General features: G+C 55.5%; 20 protein-coding genes. 12 read left to right on the top strand and 8 right to left on the bottom strand.

All coding sequences use genetic code 11. The features are described 5' to 3' along the window. Positions 1-160: 160 nt before the first annotated feature. The 3 genes from V9K67_RS10325 (at position 161) to V9K67_RS10315 (ending at position 3,845) form a co-directional block, all read left to right on the top strand. Positions 161-934, top strand: coding sequence for an inositol monophosphatase family protein (locus V9K67_RS10325; RefSeq protein ID WP_336722095.1), 774 nt, complete (start codon positions 161-163; stop codon positions 932-934). Between the two features lie 337 nt (positions 935-1,271). Then, the gene (gene thiL, locus V9K67_RS10320) at positions 1,272-2,309 is read left to right on the top strand and encodes a thiamine-phosphate kinase (protein ID WP_336722092.1); all 1,038 of its coding nucleotides are present in this window, start codon (positions 1,272-1,274) and stop codon (positions 2,307-2,309) included. Positions 2,310-2,372: 63 nt separating this feature from the next. After that, on the top strand, positions 2,373-3,845 hold the full coding sequence (locus V9K67_RS10315) for a S41 family peptidase (RefSeq protein WP_336722091.1): 1,473 nt from the start codon (positions 2,373-2,375) through the stop codon (positions 3,843-3,845). A gap of 1 nt (position 3,846) precedes the next feature. Here V9K67_RS10315 and V9K67_RS10310 read toward each other — a convergent pair whose 3' ends face one another. After that, the gene (locus V9K67_RS10310) at positions 3,847-4,656 is read right to left on the bottom strand and encodes an amidohydrolase (protein WP_336722089.1); all 810 of its coding nucleotides are present in this window, start codon (positions 4,654-4,656) and stop codon (positions 3,847-3,849) included. A 158-nt stretch (positions 4,657-4,814) separates the two neighbouring features. Here V9K67_RS10310 and V9K67_RS10305 point away from each other — a divergent pair, with 158 nt between their 5' ends. Further along, positions 4,815-6,188, top strand: a complete 1,374-nt coding sequence (locus tag V9K67_RS10305; RefSeq protein ID WP_336722088.1) for a serine hydrolase domain-containing protein — start codon at positions 4,815-4,817, stop codon at positions 6,186-6,188. Between the two features lie 82 nt (positions 6,189-6,270). Then, complete coding sequence (locus V9K67_RS10300; RefSeq protein WP_336722087.1) at positions 6,271-6,891, top strand: hypothetical protein; 621 nt, start codon at positions 6,271-6,273, stop codon at positions 6,889-6,891. A gap of 49 nt (positions 6,892-6,940) precedes the next feature. On the opposite strand, the gene V9K67_RS10295 is transcribed toward V9K67_RS10300, so the two are convergent. Then, positions 6,941-7,990 (bottom strand): OmpA family protein, encoded by a 1,050-nt coding sequence (locus V9K67_RS10295; RefSeq protein WP_336722086.1) that lies wholly within the window; start codon positions 7,988-7,990, stop codon positions 6,941-6,943. 100 nt (positions 7,991-8,090) lie between these two features. On the opposite strand from V9K67_RS10295, the gene V9K67_RS10290 reads away from it, so the two are divergent. Both V9K67_RS10290 and V9K67_RS10285 read left to right on the top strand, forming a co-directional pair. Continuing rightward, positions 8,091-8,900: an SdiA-regulated/phytase-like domain-containing protein gene (locus V9K67_RS10290; RefSeq protein ID WP_336722084.1), complete on the top strand. Its 810-nt coding sequence runs from the start codon at positions 8,091-8,093 to the stop codon at positions 8,898-8,900. A gap of 85 nt (positions 8,901-8,985) precedes the next feature. Further along, entirely contained in the window at positions 8,986-9,408 is a 423-nt protein-coding gene (locus V9K67_RS10285) for a DUF1801 domain-containing protein (RefSeq protein WP_336722082.1), read from the top strand. A gap of 101 nt (positions 9,409-9,509) precedes the next feature. Here the strand turns inward: V9K67_RS10285 and V9K67_RS10280 are convergent, their stop codons facing one another. The 5 genes from V9K67_RS10280 to V9K67_RS10260 all read right to left on the bottom strand — a co-directional run bounded on the left by V9K67_RS10280 (position 9,510) and on the right by V9K67_RS10260 (position 14,105). Continuing rightward, the gene (locus V9K67_RS10280; RefSeq protein WP_336722080.1) at positions 9,510-10,502 is read right to left on the bottom strand and encodes a lipid A-modifier LpxR family protein; all 993 of its coding nucleotides are present in this window, start codon (positions 10,500-10,502) and stop codon (positions 9,510-9,512) included. 11 nt (positions 10,503-10,513) lie between these two features. Further along, a complete protein-coding gene (locus tag V9K67_RS10275) occupies positions 10,514-10,987 on the bottom strand; it encodes a regulatory protein RecX (RefSeq protein WP_336722078.1) in 474 nt (157 codons plus the stop codon). A gap of 16 nt (positions 10,988-11,003) precedes the next feature. Continuing rightward, complete coding sequence (locus V9K67_RS10270; protein WP_336722077.1) at positions 11,004-11,354, bottom strand: hypothetical protein; 351 nt, start codon at positions 11,352-11,354, stop codon at positions 11,004-11,006. Between the two features lie 88 nt (positions 11,355-11,442). Further along, entirely contained in the window at positions 11,443-12,543 is a 1,101-nt protein-coding gene (locus V9K67_RS10265; RefSeq protein WP_336722076.1) for a trypsin-like peptidase domain-containing protein, read from the bottom strand. Between the two features lie 233 nt (positions 12,544-12,776). After that, positions 12,777-14,105, bottom strand: coding sequence for a type III secretion system chaperone family protein (locus V9K67_RS10260; protein ID WP_336722075.1), 1,329 nt, complete (start codon positions 14,103-14,105; stop codon positions 12,777-12,779). A gap of 322 nt (positions 14,106-14,427) precedes the next feature. Here V9K67_RS10260 and dnaN point away from each other — a divergent pair, with 322 nt between their 5' ends. The 5 genes from dnaN (at position 14,428) to corA (ending at position 19,391) form a co-directional block, all read left to right on the top strand. Next, entirely contained in the window at positions 14,428-15,543 is a 1,116-nt protein-coding gene (gene dnaN, locus V9K67_RS10255; RefSeq protein WP_336722073.1) for a DNA polymerase III subunit beta, read from the top strand. Positions 15,544-15,782: 239 nt separating this feature from the next. Next, on the top strand, positions 15,783-16,187 hold the full coding sequence (locus tag V9K67_RS10250; RefSeq protein ID WP_336722070.1) for a putative signal transducing protein: 405 nt from the start codon (positions 15,783-15,785) through the stop codon (positions 16,185-16,187). Positions 16,188-16,215: 28 nt separating this feature from the next. After that, positions 16,216-16,935 carry a 3-deoxy-manno-octulosonate cytidylyltransferase gene (gene kdsB, locus V9K67_RS10245; protein WP_336722067.1) on the top strand — a complete coding sequence of 240 codons (720 nt, stop codon included), beginning with the start codon at positions 16,216-16,218 and terminating at the stop codon, positions 16,933-16,935. 164 nt (positions 16,936-17,099) lie between these two features. After that, positions 17,100-18,173, top strand: coding sequence for an iron-containing alcohol dehydrogenase family protein (locus tag V9K67_RS10240; protein WP_336722065.1), 1,074 nt, complete (start codon positions 17,100-17,102; stop codon positions 18,171-18,173). A 120-nt stretch (positions 18,174-18,293) separates the two neighbouring features. Beyond that, positions 18,294-19,391, top strand: a complete 1,098-nt coding sequence (gene corA, locus V9K67_RS10235) for a magnesium/cobalt transporter CorA (protein WP_336722063.1) — start codon at positions 18,294-18,296, stop codon at positions 19,389-19,391. Here the strand turns inward: corA and V9K67_RS10230 are convergent. Continuing rightward, positions 19,388-22,936: an SNF2-related protein gene (locus V9K67_RS10230; RefSeq protein WP_336722061.1), complete on the bottom strand. Its 3,549-nt coding sequence runs from the start codon at positions 22,934-22,936 to the stop codon at positions 19,388-19,390. The genes corA and V9K67_RS10230 overlap by 4 nt on opposite strands. Positions 22,937-22,969: the final 33 nt, after the last annotated feature.

The raw sequence follows: 22,969 nt of genomic DNA, 5'->3' as shown, positions 1-22,969 counted from the left end.
CCGGGCAATGCCCGGACCATCATAAAAATCTAATATACTAACCAGCAACCCAATAAGAGTATATTTTTTTAATTATTTCCCGGATATAGGGGGTAAATCCGCCGCAATTCCTTCCGGGATCCCCCTTCCCTACTTTCCCCTCCCCTTTCTATCTTTGCGCATGCTTAAACAAACCCTGCTCGAAGCCGTACAGGCAGCCGCCGACGAAATGAGGCGGTTTATAGACGTGGATTTTAAGATATCCAACAAAGAAGGCCTCAACAACCTGGTCACCGAAGTGGACCATGCCTCGGAAAAGGCCATCATCAACGTGATCAAAAAGAACCACCCGGGACACTCCATCCTGACCGAAGAGTCGGGCGAGCTGTACCAGGATTCCCAATACAAATGGATCATCGATCCTATCGACGGCACGGTCAACTTTGCCCACCGCATTCCCATCTGCTGCATCTCGGTAGCCGTGGAGCATGCCGGCAAAATGGTTATGGGCGCCGTTTATAACCCGTACATGAACGAGTATTTCCTGGCCGAAAAGGGCTGCGGCGCCACCCTGAATGACCAGCCCATCCACGTCAGCAAAAAGGAAAAGGTGGAGAACGCCTGCCTGGTGACCGGCTTCCCCTATACCTACCTCGACCAGCCCAACGGCCCGCTGGAGGTGTTCAGCCGCCTCATCCGCAAGGGCATACCGGTCCGCCGCCTGGGCTCCGCCGCCCTGGACCTGTGCTGGGTGGCCTGCGGCCGCTTCGACGGTTTTTGGGAACACAAGCTGAACGCCTGGGACAGCGCCGCCGGTTACCTGATCGTGCAGGAAGCGGGCGGAAAGGTCACCGACTTCGACGGCAACCCCTACTCGCCCTACCAGCCAAGGATCGTCGCCACCAACGGCATCATCCATGACGACCTGCTGCATTGGATCAATAATGAAGAGTAGGGACAAATAAGAAAATGGGAAGCCCGCAGGGCTTCACTGTGAATAGCCCCGGGTGCAACCCGGGGAAAAGGATACCATAAAGAACACAACCCCAACGGGGTTGATTGTGGGACCCACAGCCAACAGGCAGTCCGGGATCAGAAAGGCTTTCCGAAGAATCCTTCGGATTTGAACCCTATTATAAATCGTACAGGACACAATCAACCCCGTTAGGGTTGCGTTGACGAACTACCGTTGACCCCGGGTTGGCACCCGGGGCTATTCACAGTGAAGCCTTTCAGGCTTCCGGATGAAAAAAAATTGTAAATCGTAAAGCGTATTTCGTAAATTATATTTCATGGAGCGTACAGAAATTTCTTCCCTGGGTGAGTTTGGACTGATTGACCATCTGACACAGAATATCGACATACAAAATGCCTCCACCCTGGTGGGTGTGGGCGACGATGCCGCCGTCATCGACCATTTCGGCAAGCAGACCGTGCTGACCAACGACCTGCTGATCGAGGGCGTACACTTTGACCTGGCTTATACGCCCCTGAAGCACCTGGGCTATAAAACCGTGGTCGTAAACGTCAGCGATATCTACGCCATGAACGCCACCCCTACCCAGGTCATGCTGGGACTGGCTTTCAGCAACCGCTTCAGCCTCGAAGCCCTGGAAGAATTCTATGAAGGCGTTTATGCCGCCTGCGAAAAGTATGGCGTGGACCTGATCGGGGGAGATACCACCTCCTCTCAGAAAGGATTTATCATTTCCTGCACCGCCATCGGCGAAGTGGCGCCGGATAAATACGTCAAAAGAAGCACCGCCCAGAAGGGCGACCTGCTGTGCGTGAGCGGCGACCTGGGCGGCGCCTTCCTGGGGCTGACCCTGCTGGAACGGGAAAAAAGGATTTACCAGGAAAGCCCGGGCGTGCAGCCCGACCTCGAAGGCGAGAAATACGTTATCGGCCGCCTGCTGAAACCCGAAGCCCGCAAAGAGGTGGTGGATTATTTCGAGGAAGTGGGCCTGACCCCTACTGCCATGATCGACGTCAGCGACGGCCTCAGCTCCGAGATCCTGCACCTGTGCAAGGACAGCAACCTGGGCTGCGTGCTGTACGAAGAAAAGATCCCCATCGACGACGACACCCGGGAGGCGGCCTTTAAGTTCAACCTGGACCCCACGGCCTGCGCCCTCAGCGGCGGCGAGGATTACGAGCTGCTGTTTACCGTGCGTCAGGAGGATTATGACAAGATAAAGGACAATGTCTTCATCAGCGTGATCGGCTACATGGCCGAAGCCGAAAAGGGTGCGCACATTTACACCAAGGGCGGCAACAAACATCCCATTACCGCCCAGGGCTGGAATGCTTTTATTAAGGATAATCATTGATGACCTTCTGTCCGGCTGATGGGGAACCCGTTCGCCATCAGCCGGAACCAACGACCCATTCCCATGAAACAGGCACCCGGACTTATATTGCTGCTGTTCCTGCTCAGCGGTTGCATGGCCACCCGGCCGTTCAGCGCTACGAAAAAGTATGCCCCCCAGCAACTGCAGCGCGACTATGCGGTGTTCCAGCACACCCTTGAAAAGGCGCATCCCAGCCTGTACTGGTATACGCCCCGGGACAGCATGAATGTCTTTTTCGCCCGTGGAGCCGTGCAGCTCACCGACTCCATGACCGAGCGGGAATTCCGCAAAGTGCTGTACGCGGTGGCCGCCAACATCCATTGCGGCCATACCTCGGTCCGCCCCTCGCGGCAGTACGAGAAAGCCACCCGGAAGATGAACCGCTTCTTTCCGCTTTCGGTAAAGTTCTGGGAGGATACGGCCGTGGTGGTGTTGAACCTGAGCAAGAAAGACAGCATGCTCACCCGGGGAGCGGTGGTGACGGCAATCGATAACCGGCCCATCGGCGAGATCAGGGACAGCCTGCTGCAATATATCCCGTCCGATGGCTACAACCTGTCGCACAAATACCAGGCACTCAGCAACCGCGGAGCCTTCGGCAGCCTGTACACCTGGATCTTCAACCGCAAACCGCATTACCAGGTCGACTACATCGATACCCTGGGCCAGCCCCGCTCCACGGCGGTATCGGAATATACCGTCGTGCGGGATACCTCGGTAAAGAACGAAAAAACCTTTACGCCCCGCCCCTCGCGCCGCGAGATCCGGGAGCTGCGGCTGGAAGGCAACCGCAGCCTGCGCTTCGACTCCACCCTGCCCCTGGCCGTAATGGACCTGAGCACCTTTACCAAAGGGTACGACCTGCGGCGCTTCTTCCGCTCCTCCTTCAAACAGCTGCGGAAAAACGGCACGCCCAACCTGGTGATCGACCTCCGCGGCAACGGCGGCGGCAGCGTGGGCAACTCCAACCTGCTGACCCGTTATATTTCCGACCACCGCTTCAAGATCGCCGACTCGCTCTACGCTGTCCGGCGACACGGCCTGAGCCCCTACCTGGAAAACCGTTTCCTGATCTGGATCTTCCTGCAGACCATGACGCGCCGCAAGGCCGACGGCAACTTTCATTTCCGCTTTTACGAACGGAAATACTTCCAGCCCAAAAAAAGGAACCATTATGCGGGCAAGGTGTACATCCTGAGCGGCGGCAATACCTTTTCGGCCTCTACCCTGTTCATGAACATCGTAAAAGACCAGGAGAACGTGGTGGTGGTAGGAGAAGAAACCGGCGGCGGCGCCTACGGCAATACGGCCTGGGTCATTCCCGACGTAACGCTGCCCGTCACCAAGGTGCGGTTCCGCCTGCCGCTGTTCCGGCTGGTGATGGACAAAGACCTCCCCAAGAACGGGCGCGGCATTCAGCCCGAGGTAACCGCCAAACCTACGGTGAACGCCATCCGCCAGAACGTGGATGTGAAAATGGAGCAGGCGATTGAGTTGATAAAGAGCGGTTTTTAGTTTACAAACTACCCGGTACTTCCAGCATCAGGAACGGATCCGCGTCCTGCCAGAAGGGCATTTTTTCGCGAATGTGGTCCAGGTGGCTTTTTTCCAGCGTAATGGTAAAGAGATCTTCGTCGTGGGCCTTGTGGTAGAGCACGGCGCCGTCGGGCCCTACCACCATCGAGTCGCCGCTGTGGTAAATGCCGTTGCCGTCGTTGCCTACGCGGTTGACACCGATCACGTAGCACTGGTTTTCGATGGCCCGGGCCACCAGCAGGGTCTTCCAGGCATGCGCCCGGCGCTCGGGCCAGTTGGCCACGTATACCAGCACATCGTATTCGAAGTCGCCGTCTTTCTGAAACTGCTGCCGCGCCCAGACCGGGAAGCGGAGGTCGTAGCAGATCATCAGGTTGATCTTCCAGCCGTTGACCGAAGCGATAAAGCGCTCGTTGCCGGGGGTATAGTGCTCGTGCTCGCCGGCATAGGCAAAGAGGTGCCGCTTGTTGTAGCGCCCGTAACGGCCGTTGGGCAGCATCCACACAAAGCGGTTATAATATTTTTTGTCTTCCTCGACGATCAGGCTGCCTGCCAGCACCACCCGGCGCTCATTGGCCAGCCGCTTCATCCAGCGCACCGTGGGCCCGTCCATGGGCTCGGCCAGTTCGGCGGGCTTCATGCTGAAGCCGGTACTGAACATCTCGGGCAACACCACCACGTGGGTAGGCGTGGAAAGAGAAAGGATCTTTTCCTCCAGCATCTGGCGGTTGGCTTCTTTATCCTCCCAGCGAAGGTCGGTTTGAACAAGAGTGAAGGTGAGCGACGACATGGCTCTAAGTTAAGCTTCGGGAAATGTAAAATATAGAATATAAAATATAAAATGTAAAATAAGGAAACAGGCATGTGCCTCCTTAATCCCGCGCCCCATGACCTTATCCATATTTTACATTTTACATTCTATATTTTGCATTTTACATTTATCTGTACATGAAGCCACTAAAAGCGCTTAAATACCTGCTCGTGTCCGTCCTGCTGCTCCTGCTGGGATGGAGCATCCGTTATTGCTGGCAATCCTTCCCTATTGCCGCCGGCTTCGGGGCGAAGGTGGTTTGCTCCGGTGTCTTCTTATCCGGCCGGCAAGCGGACGAGATCATTGCCCATGACCTGAGCTTTGCGCCCCTGAACCTCCTCAACTGCCGCGTAGATGATGCAGACAGTTCGGTCACCTGCACGATGCTGGGCTTTACCCCGCGCAAGGCCATTTACCGCCAGGGCCTCGGTGCCACGCTCCTCAGCGAACTGCCGGAGGAGGAAGTACGGGCACAGCGGTTCCGGATGGCCGTTCCGCCCCTTCCCTCCAGCGACTCCCTGCCCTGGCCCGCCGGCGAAGGCGCCCCCCCACCGGCAGAAAACCGGCCCCTGCAAGCCGCATTGGACAGCTTTTTTGTGGAGAAAGACCCGGAACATCCCGTATATACAAGAGCCGTAGTAGTGATTCACGAAGGGCGGCTGGTGGCGGAAAAATATGCGCCCGGCTTTACCAAGGATTCCCGCCTCCCCGGCTGGAGCATGACCAAAACCATTACCGGCACCCTGGCAGGCATTCTGGTGGGACAAAAGAAACTGGCCGTGGACGACCCGGCCCCGGTGCCGGAATGGGCCGCTGCCGGCGACCCGCGCCACGCCATTACCCTGAAGCACCTGCTGCAGCAAACCAGCGGCCTGGACTTCGAAGAAGAATACAGCCGCAATTCCGACGCTACCCGTATGCTGTTCCGGCGCGCGGACATGGGCGGCTATACGGCCGCACATCCCCTGAAAGAACCACCGGGAAGCCGGTTCTACTACTCCAGCGGCAACTCCAATATCCTGTCGCGCATCATCCGGCAAACCGTAGGCGAACAGGCCTATCATGCTTTTCCTTACGAGCAGCTCTTTTATAAATTGGGCATGTACCACACCGTGCTGGAACCCGATCCCTCGGGCACCTATGTCGGCTCCTCCTACGGCTTTGCCTCCGCCCGCGACTGGGCCCGCCTGGGCCTGCTGTACCTGAACGACGGCCTGTGGAACAACGAACGGATCCTGCCCGAAGGCTGGGTGCAGCAGGCCGTAACGCCTGCACCGGCGGCACCCCAGGGGGAATACGGCTTCCAGCTCTGGCTGAACCGGGGTGGCCGGGGCACGGACCGCCTGTTTCCCAAACTGCCGGCCGACCTGTACTTCGCCGATGGGTTCCGGGGACAGAACGTCTTTATTTTTCCCTCCCAACGGCTGATCGTCGTGCGCCTCGGCCTGGCCCGGAACCCCGATGCCGACATGGAGCGCTACCTGTCCCACCTGCTTCGGGCCGCCCGGTAAACTACCGGCCAAAGGCCTTTTACTTTCCCTTCCAATGTGTTATATTTAATAAGGGAAAACACCAAAACCAAATGACTTCGTTATGAGTACAGCCACAGAATTCTGGACCTGGTTCCGGGAGCACCATACCGCCTACACCTTTTTGCATTCGCTGGACGACGACGTGAAAGAACAGTTGCTCGAAGATTTTTTGGAACACCTGCACCTGTTTTCAGAAAATGTTTATTTCGAGATCGGGGGCCAGCCCGACGAAGATCAGGAACTGGTCATCACGGCCGAAGGCGACCGGAATTATTTCGACAAGGTGGAAGAGCTGGTACGGGCGGCGCCCCGGCTGTCCGGCTGGACGATCACGGCCTTCAAACAGCCGGTCGACGAACATTTTAAAAGCTGCTGGGCCGATGTGGAGCTGGATACGGAAGACATGTGGTTCCTGCCGCTGGGCAGCTCCAACCCTGCCGATCTCGGTATCCGGGTGTACCTGCGGAACCACGAGCTGGTAAAAGACAACGAATACCTGCTGCCGCTGCTGTACAAGGTGCTGGATACCATCCTGGGCGAAAAATCATTTTCCGTGGACATCGATTACGTGGACACCGACCTGCTGCCCGACAACCCCGAAGAAGAAGAAATGTATCCCATCCTGCAACTCCCCCAATACGTAGGCTGGCATAAGGCGCAGGTGCAGACCAGTAACAACTGAGTAAGTTTACGGGTTTACGAGTTGCTGGCGCCGGCAGGGAACTCGTAAACTATTTCTTATGGAAAACGTATACTTCAACGCGCCGGTTTTTTTCCCGGTCTTCAAAATCTTTGGAAATACCTTTTCCTTCGGCCTCCAGCAGCGTGTCGGCCAGGCCGTACATGGCCTTTAGCAGGGCAGCAATTTCAAGAGCCCTTTTACGTGAAAGCTCCTGGTTGTAGGATTCACTGCCCGCATCATCCGTAAAACCTACTACCCTTACTTTGGTGATATCGCTATTTGCAAACAGGGGCTGGAACGTCCGTAGGATGGCAGAGTCCTTCAATTTGTAGCTGTCGAAGGCAAACTGGATGTTGCCGATCACCAGCGTATCGATAACGGTTTTGGGGAGTACTTCCACCGGAGGAAAGGTATGTCGCCGGTTATCGGCGTAAAGAGCGTCCTTTACCGTTCCGGCCTCCGGGCAGGCGCCTCCTGCCTTCAGGGGCTCCAGCACTACATCATCCACCAGGATGGAAGCCACGCTCACCTTTCGCTCCTGCAGGATCACCTTATTTTTTTTGGCCGAAAAATTTCCCAGCAACAGGAATTGTTCGCCGCCGGCGGCGGTAAATTCCTTTTCCAGCAAAAACCAGCCGTTTTCGAGCTTTTTGCGGCGGGCATCGGCAAAATCCAGGTAGGCAGCGGGCTGCAACAGCGTATCGCCATCCGAGTGCAGGAAATCCTGCGTAAAGTAAAAGCCGATATCCCGGGCATCCGGCTCTGTGCGGCGGCCGGCCACCTTTACGCTTGCCTTGTAACGTTGGCCCGGCTGCAGGGGGCATAAAAGCTTTGTCTGCCAGTACTGCCGGTTTTCGTTTACGCGGTTGACCGCAATGAAAAACAGGTGTTCCCTGCCGGTAGCCGACGGGGCCACGTAATTGGATTCGTAACCAAGAGGATTGTGGGTCAGGTAAAACCAGGCGGCCGGGCAGCAGGTGGCGCTTAATTCCAGGCAAACGTTCTGGTCCTCAAAAGAGCCGTTGGCGATCAGGTTCTGGCCGTAGCCATTGCCTACCCCAAAACATAATGAGATGATTATGAGAAATAAAGTTTTCAAACCGTTAAAATGAGCACCTTCTGACCTATAAATATACCTTACTGGCGGCACTTTGTCAAGTAAGGCCGTGCTTTGGCATATTTTTCAGGGAACAGGCACCATGAGTATTCCGGAATTCTTTTTCTTTTTATACTGCCTGTTTTTTCATCCGGCCCGGAAGGTGACGGTGCACCCGATGATCCGGGAAGCATCGGGCATAGCCGAGAGCAAGGCCTATCCCGGCAACCTGTGGGTACAGGAAGACAGTGGCCAGCCGCCCCTGCTGTACCTGCTGAAGCATGATGGCCAGGTGCTCAGGAGCGTGTTGCTCCAGGGAGCCGAAAACCGGGATTGGGAAGACCTTGTCCTTGCCGGCGGCTTCCTGTACATCGGCGATATCGGCGACAACATGAAACAGTTCAGCGAATACAGCTTTTACCGGCTGCAGGAACCTTCCGCCACCGCGGATACGGTGAAGCAGTACCAAACCATCCGTTTCCGTTACCCGGACGGCGCCCACAACGCCGAAGCTTTCCTGGTCGATCCCCGGACCCGGGACATCTTTATCCTAACCAAAACGGACAACCCTTCCCGTATTTACAAACTGGCGTATCCCTACAGCTTTTCCGTCCTGAATACGGCGACGCTTGTGGGCGAGCTTCCGTACAAAGGCGTGGTCAGCGCCGCCTTGTCGCCGGACGGCCGTGACATACTGGTCAAAACCTACCTGGAATTGTTGCATTACCACCGCCCGCCCGGCGCTTCCATCGGCGATGCCCTCCGGGAAGACTATACTTCCGTTCCCTACCTGCCGGAAATGCAGGGCGAGGCCGTCACCTTTTCCCTATCGGGCCGGGGCTTTTATACCCTGAGCGAAAAAGCCTATTCGCGTAAAGTAAAGCTCCGGAGGCAGGAGCTTCCCGCAAGATAGTTTACGAGTTTACGAGTTCGTTGAAGAGTTCGGGGTTAAGAAAGGGATGGTTTTTATTTAAAAGTTTACGTTTTACCTTACTGCCATGAATCCCTTTCAGAATGTCAACTTTCAGTCGGTGAACGAATTTCTTCATTATCTGCCGGAAGAAGAGCTGGTTATGGTAGAACTGTTGCGGGAGCTGACCCTGGAGTGCATACCGGGTGTAAAGGAGAAGCTGGCGTATAACGTGCCTTTTTACTACCGCTATTCCCGCATTTGCTTTATCTGGCCGGGCTCGGTACCCTGGGGTAAAAACACCAAGCCGGGCGTGGAATTCGGCTTCTGCAAAGGGCACCTGCTGTCCGATCCGGGCTACCTGAACAAGGGCACCCGCAAGGAGGTGTACATCAAAACCTTTTTCACCCCTAAAGAAATTGACCGCCCTGCCCTGCGCCAACTCCTATACGAAGCCGTCCTGATCGACGAAGAAACTCGTAAATCGAAAAATGTAAAATATAAAATGTAGAATGTAAAAAGAGAAGGACTACCTCATAAACCCTCAACTCTTCCCCAGAAAACCTGCATCGAACCCTATAACAACTCCTAAACTTGTAAACCCGTAAACTCCTAAAAACGGTACCCTAAAGCAATCGTCCCGTAGTTCTCATGCGTGATCATCGTGCGGGCTTCTTTGGTTTTGTAGGTAAAGCCCAGCTGCCCTGTCAGGTGCTTGTGGGTAAACATCACCCCAAAATTGTGACGGTAATAAAAGGGCTGAATATCGGTGGTGTAGGGGTCCTGGTCTTTGGTAAACAGGCCGCCCTGCACGGTGGCATTGTAGGCCTGCCAGGTAAGGGTAGGCTCGAAATAGAAGAACAGCTCGTAGTTGCGTTTAGCGCCCTTGCCGGAAGCCGTGCCCAGGTGAGCATCCCACCAGGCGCTTTCTCCTGCGTTTTGGAGAGCCCCGGCCCGGAACAGGAAGCCGCCCGAAACACGGGTATAAGTGGTGCCCACCTGTGCCTGGGCGTTGAAATAACCATCAAATGACTTCGGCACCGCCCGGGGCTTTACCAGGTGCTGGTACCAGGCAGCCTGGGCATTCAGGGCCCAGTCGGTCCCCAGGCCCGTTTCCCAGCCCAGCGGCTCAATCAGGTTCAGGCTTTTGTGGTAGTTGCGCTGCACCTGGGCGCCGCGGGCCGCTGCGCCGATAACGCCGGCCATGGCCTCCCAGCGGAAAACGTTTTCTTTTGCCGACACGGTGGTGACGCCGCCTTTGGCAGTCAGCAGGCCGGTGTACGGCCGGTCAAGGGTGGTGCGGTAGCTGCGGCTGATATCGTAGGGGGTGAAAATTTGGTGTCCCAGCTCGGCGCTCCAAACCTTTTTATAGGCCCGGCGGCCGGCACGGGGCATGATAGCCCGTGAATAGCGGATCATCAGTCCGTTGGTATAATACCGGTCGTGGAATTGAAGGGTGTAATTGTCATTTTCGCTGGTGACGGTCAGCGAGTTGCGGTAGGTAGGCGTGGTTTCCGGGCCCTTATCCTGGGCCTGGGAACGGGAAGCACACAGTACGGATAGGAGCACCAGGGGCCCCAGGTGTTTTCTGATACGGGATTTCATGCACAGTCCGATTATTTTTCGGACAGGGAAGATAACACTTTATTGATGAGTTCCGGCTCAAAACCTTTCTGCATCAGGAAATCCTGGGTCTTTTTCTTCCGCACCAGGTATTGCTCGCCCTTCAGGGATTCGTATTTTTTCTCCGCCAGCCGGGCCAGGGTTTGTTCGTAGTCATCCTCGTCGAGGCTTTTCAGGGCCTTGTTAATGAGGTAATCGCTGACGCCCTTTTCCCGCAGGCCGTAGTAGATCTTTTTCCGGCCCCACTCCTTCATGCGGAACTTGCCGCCGGCAAAGTGCAGGGCAAAACGCTCTTCGTTGAGGTAATTGTCTTCGATCAGGGAGGCAATGATCTCGTCATGTTCCTGCCGGTATACCCCCAACTCCCGCAGCTTTTGCTGCACTTCCAGGTGGCTCCGCTCCTGGTAGGCGCAGTATTGCCGCAATTTCTGCAGCGCCTGTTCCTTTGTGAGATACTTTTTTTGCACGATTCCTTTTTGGAGTTTACGGGTTTACGAGTTGGTCCCATTTATCGGCCAGGTTGGCGTAGAAGGCGGAGGTGGGTGTGGGCTGGCCTTCTTCGGAAACAAAGCTGTCTTCCAGCGACCAGAGCAGGTCCAGTATAACTTCGATCTGATCCGTTGCAAGGTCTACCTTATAATAGGTGGGGGAAGGGTCATACGGTTTTGCCGCCGACTCCGGCTTCGGGATCCTGTTTTCCCGCAGGATTCGTTGGAGTTCGCCGGCCAGCGGGGCATTTTTTGCCGCTGCCAGCTCCTTGACGGTGATATTCAAGGTAGTATGATCCAGCACGTCCTTCGCACCAATAACTTTCTTATACGCTTCCACATCCATTGTAAAAATATAAAATATAAAACGAAACAAGTGAACGGGTCAACCCAGGAACTTCCCCCCTCAACTCGTAAACCTGTAAACTCGTAAACTACTCCTCTAACAATTCCAGGCACCCGTACTCTTTTTCAAGCAACTGGTCGTAGAAGTCGGCGCGCTGGAAGAGGTAGCGGAAGATCTGGGTGCCGGTTTCCATGGTCATGTCCAGGTCGTAGATAATGCAGGAGAGCACGATGTTTTGCCGTACACAGCTGAGCACCAGTCCTTCCATTTTATAGTTCTCTTCCAGCAGGAACTGGTAGAGCGGTTTGATCTTCGAGGTGTCCGAGGGCAGTTGACAGAGGTAGGCGTCGCCGGAAACGAAAAAGTTGTCGGGATTGTAGTTGATCTTAATCTTGGCGCCCCCTTCTTTTACGCTCCAGTTGTTGTTGCCGTCGCGGGCCAGCTTGACGTCCTTGCCCAGTCCCGACAGGATCTCTTCCACCGTTTTGGCGATGCCCACCGGTTTTTTCTCCTGTTCGGGCATTTCGGGCAGCTTGATCTCGGTACCGCAGAACGGGCAATACTTGGTGGAATCAATGTTTTCAGGCAGCACCAGGTAGTTGCAGCTATGGCAGCGGGCCGAGGTCACGCCCCAGTTGGGCTTGTACATTTCCAGCGCCTGCCGCAGGTAATCGACGGGTAAGGCAAAGCCCAGGTTGTCGCCACCGCGGATGATAAAGGAGTTGACGCCGATGATCTCACCCTGTTTGTTTACCAGGGGGCCGCCGCTGTTGCCGGGGTTGATGGCCGCGTCGATCTGGATGTAGCGCACACCTTCGCGGATGCGGTCCGCCTTGGAGATCACGCCCTGGGTGGCGGTATAGTTAAGGCCGTAGGGGTGGCCGATGGCCACGATCGGCTCACCGTCGTGCAGCTTATCGTATTCGCCCAGCTTTACTTCGGGCAACTGGATGCCGGCAGGAGGCTGCAAAAAAGCCAGGTCGTGCTTTTTGTCGATATACCAGACCCGGGCAATGGTCTTTTCAAAGAGGCGCCCGGCTATGGTCACTTCAGCATTTTTGCCCACCACGTGTTCGTTGGTGGCGATGAGGTCGAATTCCTTTACGTAAAAACCGGTGCCCGTGCTCGTCTGCGTGGCGATCTGGATGATGGCCGGCCGGTAAAGTTCTATTATCTGCTGTGTGGTCATAGCCGCGGATTTAGAAATGATTTGGTTACTGGTACTTTCACTCCTCAAAATTGCTGCCGGTACACGGCAGGGAGTATTTTCCACCGGTTGCACCGCCCGTGATGGCCAATACGCTGCTAACGGTAGGGGCTACGGACTGAAAACTGCATGTCCTCTCCCATCGGCAAGGACAGAAAAATAGAAAAAAGGTGCGGGTTTTTAAAATATTTGTCAATGGCCATTGACCATCCTCGTTATTTTGTTTCCAGGTTCAGGAATTCCACTTCGGTGGTGAACGACTGGTTGAAGGCCAGCAGGCTGTCGAACTTCAGCTTGTCGGTCTTGAATTTCAGCTCGGGATATTTTTCTTTCCAGGCCTCCTCGATGCCCTGGATCTTTTCGATGATCGCCTGCTGGTTCAGCTCCTCTTTTTCCTGGTCGTAATATTGTTTGGTAAAGCCCAGCTCGGTAAAAAAGTCGGGGTAGTTAACCATCATGAATAAATGGAAAAAATCGGTAATGGGGCGGGGCAGGCTGTACGAGTACTCGCAATAGGCGATGCCGTATTCGCTGATGAGGGCAGCGATCCTGGGTTGTTTGTTCTCCTTGTACCAGTTGATGTTCTGGTTGGCATTGTAAATGGCGTCGGCGATGGTTTTGTAGCTCTGCGGGTTTACAATGGAAAACGTGTATTTCGAATGGAACAGGAAGGGATAAAACTGGTCTTCCGTCCGGGTGGCGAGCTTGGTGAACAGCTCGATCATTTCCTGGTTCTTTTCGGTCACCAGGCGGTCGTCCTTTTTAAAATAGATGTCGACGATCTTTTCCAGCTCGGCCAGCAGCTTGCCGTGCGGCACGATCAGGTAGTCGATCCGGTAGGCCAGGGCCAGCAGCAGGTAGGCGATGCCGCCGGAAAACTTATCCGAGTCCACGCTTTCGATCAGGGAAAGGGTGTCCTTGATCCATTTTTGAAAGTATTTGTATTTGATCTTCTTTTCCTCTTCGGGCAGGTCCAGCACATGGTCGTCGTCGGTAGCCACCAGGGTGGCGAAGTCGGCCAGCAGCAGGTCGTCGTTCTTGTCGGCCTTGGTGGCCAGCTCTTTCAGGCCGTAGTAGAGCTTGCTGGGGTTGGCGGTCACCATGCTCGAGTCGAAGAGCATCACCAGCTTGTCGCCGTTGCAGGCGCTGCGGCTGTAGTAGAGGTTGAAGTTCATTTCCAGCAGGCGGCGCATGACCGGCACGCTGGGCGTGGGCATAATGGCCAGGGTCACCTCGGCCTGCAGCTTTTCGCGGTTGTAAAAGCCGCGGACCATCTTCGAGCCCTGGTAGAAGTGAAAAGTGCCCTCGGTGCCGTCGCCGTTGGGCTCATGCACCACGTTCTCGGCTTCCTCATCTTTTAAATATTCCAGGAAGGCGTGCACGCTTTCGTTGAATTTCTTTTGCTTGAAGGAGGCATCGGCCTCGTTCCACTTTTCAACCTTGGCAAGGGGTTTATTATTATCGGAATACCGCCCGAACTGGATGTCAGGTTCGCTGTCGTCTGATTCTTTCTTCTTTGTTCGTTTAAAAATCTTTTCCAACATAAGTAAAAACCTCTTTTTGAAACCTGTTGAATTTCTTTTACTTGTATCCCCTTTCCTGTTGCCCGGGCCACCTGCCTCCGAAGGAAGGTTACTTCAAAATACAGGCCGTGTATGCCGCCGCTCCAACCCCTGGGTTTTACACTATTCTTGGACTATTCGGCAAACGAAAGTGGAGGTCTTTTTAAAAATCCTTAGTTTCGTCCCTGCCTAAAAATTTACCCCCGACGGGATAGTTTTCAAAGTTAGTTTTTACAAATTAATGTAAGGCTATTTTTAATAGAAGCGCTCGTTTCCGTCATTTTTTTAAAACGCATTACGATTTATGAAATTTATTGTTTCTTCCTCCCAGTTATTAAAACAACTGCAACATATTGCCGGCGTCATCAATGCCAATACCGTCCTTCCTATTTTGGAGGATTTTCTGTTCGAGGTGGAAAACGGTAAACTGACCGTTGTGGCTACTGATCTGGAAACCGTCATGCGCATTCAGATGGACGTGGAATCCAAGGATCCGGGCAAGGTGTGTATCCCGGCCAAGATCCTGCTGGACTCGCTGAAGAACATTCCCGACCAGCCGCTGACGTTTACCATTGACAAGAACTTTGCCGTAGAGATCACCTCCAACAACGGAAAGTACAAGGTGATGGGCGAAAACCCCGACAACTTTCCCAAAGAGCCCGTGGCCGACGACACCACCTCCTTTGTAATGCCGTCCACCGCCCTGGTAACGGCCATCAATAAAACCCTGTTCGCCGTTAGCAACGACGACCTCCGCCCGGCCATGACCGGCGTCTATTTCGAGCTGACCCCCGACTCCATCCAGTTTGTGGCCACCGACGCCCACCGCCTGGTACGCTACAGGCGCACCGACGTAAGCTGCCCCCGCCAGGAGTCGTTCATCGTGCCCAAAAAGCCGCTGAACCTGCTGAAGGCCGCCCTGCCCGACAACGAAGACGAGATCACTATTAATTATAACAGCAATCACCTGTTCGTGCAACACGGCACCACCCGTATGAGCTGTCGCCTCATCGATGCCCGTTTCCCCGACTACAAAGTGGTGATCCCTGCGGACAACCCCTACCGTTTGGTGGTGGACAAGGCTACTTTCCAGAGCGGCCTGCGCCGGGTAAGCGTATTCAGCAATAAAAGCACCAACCAGGTGGCCCTGAACATCAACGACAGCGAGCTGCAGCTGGCCGCCCAGGACGTGGACTTCAGCTTCGAGGGCAACGAGCGCATGCCCTGCCAGTACGACGGCGACGAGCTGACCATTGCCTTCAACGCCCGCTTCCTGATCGAGATGCTGAACGCCGCCGACAGCAGCGACGTGAAAATGGAGCTGTCCACCTCTACCCGCGCCGGAATCCTGAAGCCCACCGAACAGCAGGATGGCGAAGAGCTGTTGATGCTGGTAATGCCGCTGATGCTGAACCAATAGGAGAAATTAGTTCTTTGGTTCATGGGAAATTAGGCGAGAACCGGAAAGGAAGAAACCGGATTGCTTCACAGAAAATCGTAAACTACCCTTCCCCGCCGGGGCGGGGTTATTCATAAATCGAAAATTACCTTCTGGTTTTTTCTTTTATGGATGAGGTAAATAACTATTTGAAATGCCGAACTTTAAGTTCCGGCATTTTTTTTTTTGCGGCAAGCTGCTCACTGTGAAAAAAAGCGACTATGGAGTTTGTACCCCTGCGTTCTTTTGATAATTATATAGAAGCGAATATCGTCCTGAACATGCTGCAGGCTTCGGATATCAACTGCCATTTAAAAGACGAACATATAGTGACGATTGACCCTTTGTTAAGTCCCGCCCTCGGGGGCATGAAGCTGATGGTACACCATGCCCATGCCGAAAAAGCCTGGGAACTGCTCGATGAAGCGGAAGAGCAATACCTCAAAAGCATTCCCTGCCCGGTCTGTAAAGCCCATGCGCTAAAGGCCGTGTCGGTGTTCAAGGAACACAAATGCAAGCTCGGCGCCCTGGTCAGCATGCTGCTGAACGGCCAGTCCGTAGAGGTGACGAAAGTCTATAAATGCGCCCATTGCGGGTACGATTTCAAGGAACTCCCCGAGCAATAGGTATCTCCCTCCCCCTTATCTTCGTTCCATGAAAAAAATTGCCCTGATCCCGGCGCGGTATGCCGCCACCCGCTTCCCGGCCAAGCTGATGCAGCTCCTCGGCGATAAAACGGTGATTGCCACCACCTACCTGCGCACCGTTGAAACGGGCCTGTTCGACGAGGTGTACGTGGTGACGGATAGTGATATTATTTATAATGATATCGAGAAGAATGGCGGCAGGGCAATCATGAGCACCGGCGAGCACGAAAGCGGCACCGACCGCATAGCCGAAGCAGCCAACAGCCTGGATGCCGATATCATCGTCAACGTCCAGGGTGATACGCCTTTTGTACGGCGCGAACCGCTGGCAAAGCTGCTGGAGCAATTCAATGATCCCACCGTGCAGGTGGCTTCGCTGATGCAGGTACTGGAGGATGAAAAACTCATTGCCGACGAGAATTATGTAAAAGTGTGCGTGGACAAGAAGATGAACAGCCTGTTTTTCAGCCGCAGCGTCATCCCCTACCGTCGCGACAAAAATGCTCCTGTTACCTATTACGAGCATATTGGCGTCTATGCCTTCCGCCGCCAGGCCCTGATGGACTTTACCTCCTGGCCGATGACGCCCCTGGAAGCGGCCGAAAAGGTCGAATGCCTGCGTTACCTGGAAAATGGTGTGCCTCTGCGCATGGTCGTTACCGATTATATGGGCGTAGAGATCGATACACCTGATGATCTGAAGAAAGCAGCGGAGTTATTAAAATAATTTCTTGCAGGCAAATAAGTTAACGGCGGCCGGAAGAGTGGTGATTTCACCGCCTTCCGGCCGCCTGTCTTTGCGGCCTTCCCTGCCATACCACCCAAAAACTTCCTCCTTGCCCCATCATTAAAATAGCGACATTTGCGACCTAAAAAACAGAAAGCTTCGCTATGAAATTCAGAAACTTTAAAATGGTGGATTATGTGGTGTATGGACGTGGCAGCTTCGACCAGGTGGACGAGATCATCGCCCCCCACCGCATCAGTGGCCGGCCCATGGTGTTCCTGGTAGACCATTTCTTTGAAAATAAAGCACTTGTCAATAGGGTTCCCCTCCGCGGAAACGATAAACTGATCTTCGCCGACGTTACCTACGAGCCCAAAACCACCTACGTAGACAAACTGGCCAACAGCCTCAAGGACGAATTCGGCAACGTCAGCGGCGTCATCGGCATCGGCGGCGGCAGCACCATGGACCTGGCCAAAGCCGTCTCCCTGATGATGACCAACCCCGGCTCCTCCGCCGACTACCAGGGCTGGGACCTGGTGAAAAAACCGGGCGTCTACAAAGCCGGCATCCCCACCCTCGCCGGCACCGGCGCCGAAGTCAGCCGCACCACCGTGCTCACCGGCCCTACCCGCAAGCTGGGCATGAACTCCGACTTCACCCCTTTTAACCAGATCGTGCTCGACCCCGTGCTCACGGCCAACGCCCCCAAAAACCAGCGCTTCTATACAGGTATGGACTGCTATATCCACTGCATTGAAAGCCTGCAGGGCACCTACCTGAACGAATTCAGCAAAAGCTACGGCGAAAAAGCCCTGGAACTCTGCCAGGAGATCTTCCTCCATAAAGACCAGTGGGACGAGGAATCGGATGACAAGCTGATGATGGCTTCCTACGCCGGCGGCATGAGCATCGCCTATAGCCAGGTGGGTGTGGCCCACGCCGTCAGCTACGGCCTCAGCTACCTGCTGGGCACCAAGCACGGCATCGGCAACTGCATCGTCATGAACCACCTCCAGGAATTCTACCCCGAAGGCGTGGCCGAATTCAAACGCATGGTGGAAAAGAACGGCATCGACATCCCCGTGGGCATCACCAAAGGCCTGACCGACGAACAGTTCGACATCATGATCAACGTTTCTATGGGCATGAAACCCCTCTGGGAAAACGCCCTCGGCAAGGATTGGGAAAAGATCATGACCCGCGAGAAGCTGAGAGAACTGTTCGAAAAGCTTTAATGTAGTTCCTTCAAAAGTTTACGAGTTTACGAGTTTACGGGTTTACGAGTTTACGAGTTGCTGGCGCCCGTAAGGAACTCGTAAACTTGTAAACCCGAAAACTCGTAAACTTGTAAGAGCATGCGTCCCGAAAAATACCTGCGCTACTTTGTACCCTCCTCCCTGTTTGGCACCCAACGGACCAAGGACATCGTACATAGCAATCCCATCACCCCGCTCCGGCGCACGGACGCCGAAAAGGTGGTGGTGACGGTATTTGAATACGACGCACAAAGCCTGAAGGAATACGAATTCCACGACGTGGAAAGCTGCTTCCGCTTCAAAGACAACCCGCGTATTACCTGGATCAACATCGACGGCCTGCGCAAGGCCGACGTGGAAGCTGTCAGCCGGCATTTCGGCATTCACCCCCTGCTGGCCGAAGATATTCTGAGCATGCACCAGCGGCCCAAGATGGACGAAGTGGAGCGCGTGCTGTACTGCCTGCTGAACATGCTGTACTACAACAGCAAGGACGAATGCGTGGAACTGGAACAGATCTCCATCGTGCTGGCGACCAATACCGTCATTACCTTCCAGGACGATCCGAAAAAGGACGTGTTCAATCCCATCCGCGACAAGCTGCGGCTGTACCACAGCAAGGTGCGTCAGCGCCCCGCCGACTACCTTTGTTATTCCATGCTCGACGGCATCGTGGACCATTATTTCCTGGTGATGGAAAAGCTGGGCGAACGCATCGAGCAGGTGGAGGAGGAAGTGATCCGCAGCAGCAACAAGCGCACCCTCGCCCATATCAACCAGCTGCGCAAGGAACTCATTATCTTAAAGCGGAATATCGTGCCCGTCCGCGACCTGGTCAACAGCCTCATCCGCTCCGAAAGCGACCTGCTCGAAGAGAGCACCACCAAATACTTCAAGGACGTCTACGACCATATCATCCAGGCCTACGACCTGAGCGAGAACTACCGCGACATGATGACCGGCATGCAGGATCTGTATATCAACAACGTCAACCTGCGGATGAACGAGGTGATGAAGGTGATGGCCATCGTTACCTGCCTGCTGGCGCCGGCCACGGTCATCGGCGGCATCTTCGGTATGAACTTCGACATCATCCCGCTGCTGCACAACAAATGGGGCTTTTTCCTCTCCGTCGGCGCCATGCTGCTGATCCCCCTCTGGATGCTGAAGGTATTCAAACGTAAAGGCTGGTTTTAACCAGGGGTTAAAGCGAAAAGGTTTTTCAGTTCCTTGCCGCTCAAATTGCCGATCCAGTTCTCCCCTACGCTGACGCTTAGCTCCGCCAGTTCCTTTTTGCTCTGGATCATTTCGTTGATGCGTTCCTCGAAGGTGCCCTGCGTGATGAAGCGGTGCACCAGTACGTTCTTCTGCTGGCCGATGCGGTAGGCGCGGTCGGTGGCCTGCGCTTCCACGCCGGGGTTCCACCACAGGTCGTAGTGGATCACGTTCTGGGCCGCCGTCAGGTTCAGGCCCGTGCCGCCGGCCTTGAGGGAGAGAATAAAAATGCGCTCATGCGGCACCGTTTGAAAACGCTCCACCACCTCATCGCGCTGCTTGCGGCTTTGCTGGCCGTGCAGGTACAGCGGCTCGTAGCCGAATTTCTCGCGGATAAAACCCTGAAGCATTTCTGCCATCTCAGTGAACTGGGTGAAGATGAGGGTCTTTTCGTGGCTGGCAGTGATGGTCTCCAGCAGCTCCAGCAGCAGCACGGACTTGCCCGAATCGGTCGCACCGCCTTTTTTGTTTTTCAGGAACTGGGCCGGGTGGTTGCAGATCTGCTTCAGTGCCATGATCATCTGCAGCACCAGCCCCTGGCGCTTGAACAGTTGCTCCTTTTCCTCGCCGACCTCGTTGATGGCGTTGAGCGCCTTGTCGAGAGTAGTTTCGTAAAGGGCCGCCTGCTCCGGGGTGAGGGTGCAGAACTGGTCCTGCTCTACCTTGTCGGGCAGGTCGGCAATGATGCTTTTGTCCTTTTTCAGGCGGCGCAGCAGGAAGGGCGCCGTGATCTTTTTGAATTGTTGCAGGGCCTTTTCGTCGTGCTCGTTCTGGATGGGGCGGGCAAAGGTTTTCAGGAAGGAGGGCAGGTTGCCCAGCAGGCCCGGGTTGGCAAAGTCCATGATGCTCCAGTACTCGCTCAGGCGGTTCTCCACGGGCGTGCCGCTCATGGCAATGTAGGTCCGGGCCGGGATGCTTTTCACCGCCTTCGTTTGTGCCGCCTCGTTGTTCTTGATGTTCTGGGCTTCGTCGGTCACTACCGCAAACCATTTTTGCTTTTTCAGCACCGCCAGGTCGCTGCGGGCCAGCCCGTAGGAGGTCAGCAGCACGTCGAATTCCTCCTTTTCCAGCTTGCGGGCGCCGCCATGGTATACCCGGTAGCGCAGCGAGGGAGCGAACCGCTGCAGCTCGCGGCTCCAGTTGGTAAGCAGGCTGGTGGGCGCCACCACCAGCACGGGCTGCTGGTCGAGCCAGCCTTCTTCCTTGAATTTCAGGATCGTAGTAATCACCTGCAGGGTTTTTCCCAGTCCCATGTCGTCGGCGATCAGGCTGCCGAAACCGATGCGGGTGTTGCGGTACATCCACGAAAAGCCACTTAGCTGGTAGGGCCGGAGCCGGGCCTGCAGTCCGGCGGGCAGGGACGTTCCCTTCTGGTCGGTCAGTTCTTTGATCAGGTCTTGCACTTCGGCCGTCATTTGCACCGGGGCGCCCTGGAAATCGCCGGCCAGGGCGGTGCGCAGCAGCTCGACGCCGCTCATTTTTGCCGGCTGCTGGAGGGCCTTTTGCAGCTTCTGGAGCTCTTTGGGGTCGAGGTACACGTACTGGTTGCGGAACTGGACAATGCCGTTGGAACGTTTGATGAGCTTCAGGAATTCGGCTTCGCTTAAAAACTCGTCGCCGATGGCCACCTGGGCGTCGAACTGGAGGAGGTCGTCCAGTCGGATAAAGCCGGAGGCTTCGTTCTTTGCGTTGGCGGTCAGCCGCACCGACACCTGCGGCCGGTAAATTTCCCGGAGGGCTTTGGGCAGGATGGTCCGGACGTCGAGCAGGCGGATGGCCGGCAGCATGTCGAACAGGAAAGCTGCCAGGGCAGGAGGATCCAGCACGATCGGCTCCCGGGCGCCCGACTGCAGGTAGCGGTCGAGGCCCGTGATAAAGTTGCCCAGCAGGGTGACGCTTTGCAGGATAGCGTACCGCTGCTGGTCAAAGGATTTTTGCGACAATACTTTGGCCAGGGGCACCGGCAGGCTTTGGGCATCGGACCGGTCCTCCACCTGCAGGTGCAAGGCAAAGGCATCCGGGCCGGCTATCTCTATTTCCAGCACCGGCACGTACTGACGACGGGTGAGGTGCAGCCGGCTGAGCCAGGCAGCTATACCCAGTGGAAAGGCTTTCTCCCCCACCCCGCTGAACGCCTGGGGCCCGGCCCGGAAGAACAGGTCGGTAATGTCATCGATTTTTTCGGGCGCGCTCCAGGACGCTATAAAATGGGTCAGGAAAAAAGAGCAGAGCGAAAGGACTTCTTCCGGGCAAGGACTGACCGTTTTGCCCGACCGGAAGGCTAGCAGCCCGGGCGGGATGTTCGGGCCGGCCTGCTGCAGCAGTTCCCGCACCTGCCTGTCCAGCAGGGCCGGCAGCCAGCGGATGCGGTAGTCGTTCGCCGCGTTCACAAAAAGTTGGGGTACCACCGCTCCCTTGTTCAGCAGGTTCAGCGCCAGCAGCTGCAGGTGGTAGAGGGCCGCTACGCCGGCATCGTAATCGGGCAGTTGGGCAGGTGGAAGCTCGTGCAGGGCCGCTGCCAGTTGGGCTGCCGTCAGCGTTTCGCCGCTGCAGGTGATCGTCAGCTCGAAATTTTCGTCGTACAGCAGGGAAAGGGTATCGCCGAAGCGCAGCCGGAATTCCGGCGGTGCCTTCCTTTTGGAACGGGTAAATACCTCTTCGGGCTCTTGCAGGCCGGTTTTGCCGCTAAAAATATTCTGGACGGTCCGCGAAACCCGCTTGAGGTATTTTTCATAAAGCTCCCGGAAATTGCCGTGAACGTAAAACGGCGGCGTATCGGGCAGGATGCGCACCAGGGGCTCCAGCAGGTCGGGCAGGACCGAATAATGCAACTGCCGGAAGGTTTGCTCCACCTTTTCCTCCGTGACCGTGGGCTTTGCCGCCTTCTTTTTCTCCCCTATCCCCAGCACCTCCGCCACCGTGGGGAATCGGGTTTCTGCACCGGCTTCGATGCGGATGTTTCGGCCTTTCAGCGCTTTAACCAGGTCCAGCTGGTGCAGGTCGAACACCAGGAAGGGGTTGTTGTCGATCTCGCTGGACAGCTTGTAGACCACCGCCGCCAGGTGCTTGCAGGGCACCGCCCAGTCGGGGCAGGAACAGTTCATATCGAAATCGCTCCACTTGCGGGGAAAGACGCTGATGCCGAGGCCGGCGGCCAGGTCGAGGAGGGCGGGGTCGAGCTCGCCGTTGAGCAGGCGGGAGATCAGCACCGGGTCGTTGCTGATGCGGCTCACCAGCTCCTCCTTTTCTTTTTTGTCAAAAGGCGGCACCCTGATGGTCACTTTGTAAGGCGAAGGGCGGGAACCCTGTACCCTTGCGCTAATCGTGCCCCCCTCAACTTTTATATCCTTGACAGCCCCCTTATTGGCATAGGTGCGGCCGCGGGGCAGGCGGTTGTCGAAATCGATATGGTCCAGCGACTTCAGCCATTGCTGGCCCCACCAGGTCTGACCGTATTTGGCAGCCATATGTTTGGGTTTTAGAAAGCGAAGAGTAAAGCT

It is taken from the genome of Huijunlia imazamoxiresistens (assembly GCF_037132455.1).
Classification (GTDB): Bacteria; Bacteroidota; Bacteroidia; order Chitinophagales; family Chitinophagaceae; genus Flavisolibacter; species Flavisolibacter imazamoxiresistens.
This window is presented reverse-complemented; position numbering and strand designations above follow the sequence as displayed.

What these genes read in the sequence shown, in the direction of transcription:
- V9K67_RS10305 (WP_336722088.1), top strand. Translation starts at nt 4,815, where the DNA reads ATGAAGCCACTAAAAGCGCTTAAATACCTGCTCGTGTCCGTCCTGCTG.
- V9K67_RS10315 (WP_336722091.1), top strand. Translation starts at nt 2,373, where the DNA reads ATGAAACAGGCACCCGGACTTATATTGCTGCTGTTCCTGCTCAGCGGT.
- V9K67_RS10300 (WP_336722087.1), top strand. Translation starts at nt 6,271, where the DNA reads ATGAGTACAGCCACAGAATTCTGGACCTGGTTCCGGGAGCACCATACC.
- V9K67_RS10260 (WP_336722075.1), bottom strand. Translation starts at nt 14,105, where the DNA reads ATGTTGGAAAAGATTTTTAAACGAACAAAGAAGAAAGAATCAGACGAC.
- corA (WP_336722063.1), top strand. Translation starts at nt 18,294, where the DNA reads ATGCGTCCCGAAAAATACCTGCGCTACTTTGTACCCTCCTCCCTGTTT.
- V9K67_RS10270 (WP_336722077.1), bottom strand. Translation starts at nt 11,354, where the DNA reads ATGGATGTGGAAGCGTATAAGAAAGTTATTGGTGCGAAGGACGTGCTG.
- V9K67_RS10290 (WP_336722084.1), top strand. Translation starts at nt 8,091, where the DNA reads ATGAGTATTCCGGAATTCTTTTTCTTTTTATACTGCCTGTTTTTTCAT.
- V9K67_RS10280 (WP_336722080.1), bottom strand. Translation starts at nt 10,502, where the DNA reads ATGAAATCCCGTATCAGAAAACACCTGGGGCCCCTGGTGCTCCTATCC.
- thiL (WP_336722092.1), top strand. Translation starts at nt 1,272, where the DNA reads ATGGAGCGTACAGAAATTTCTTCCCTGGGTGAGTTTGGACTGATTGAC.
- dnaN (WP_336722073.1), top strand. Translation starts at nt 14,428, where the DNA reads ATGAAATTTATTGTTTCTTCCTCCCAGTTATTAAAACAACTGCAACAT.
- V9K67_RS10230 (WP_336722061.1), bottom strand. Translation starts at nt 22,936, where the DNA reads ATGGCTGCCAAATACGGTCAGACCTGGTGGGGCCAGCAATGGCTGAAG.
- V9K67_RS10240 (WP_336722065.1), top strand. Translation starts at nt 17,100, where the DNA reads ATGAAATTCAGAAACTTTAAAATGGTGGATTATGTGGTGTATGGACGT.
- V9K67_RS10325 (WP_336722095.1), top strand. Translation starts at nt 161, where the DNA reads ATGCTTAAACAAACCCTGCTCGAAGCCGTACAGGCAGCCGCCGACGAA.
- V9K67_RS10285 (WP_336722082.1), top strand. Translation starts at nt 8,986, where the DNA reads ATGAATCCCTTTCAGAATGTCAACTTTCAGTCGGTGAACGAATTTCTT.
- V9K67_RS10310 (WP_336722089.1), bottom strand. Translation starts at nt 4,656, where the DNA reads ATGTCGTCGCTCACCTTCACTCTTGTTCAAACCGACCTTCGCTGGGAG.
- V9K67_RS10265 (WP_336722076.1), bottom strand. Translation starts at nt 12,543, where the DNA reads ATGACCACACAGCAGATAATAGAACTTTACCGGCCGGCCATCATCCAG.
- V9K67_RS10250 (WP_336722070.1), top strand. Translation starts at nt 15,783, where the DNA reads ATGGAGTTTGTACCCCTGCGTTCTTTTGATAATTATATAGAAGCGAAT.
- kdsB (WP_336722067.1), top strand. Translation starts at nt 16,216, where the DNA reads ATGAAAAAAATTGCCCTGATCCCGGCGCGGTATGCCGCCACCCGCTTC.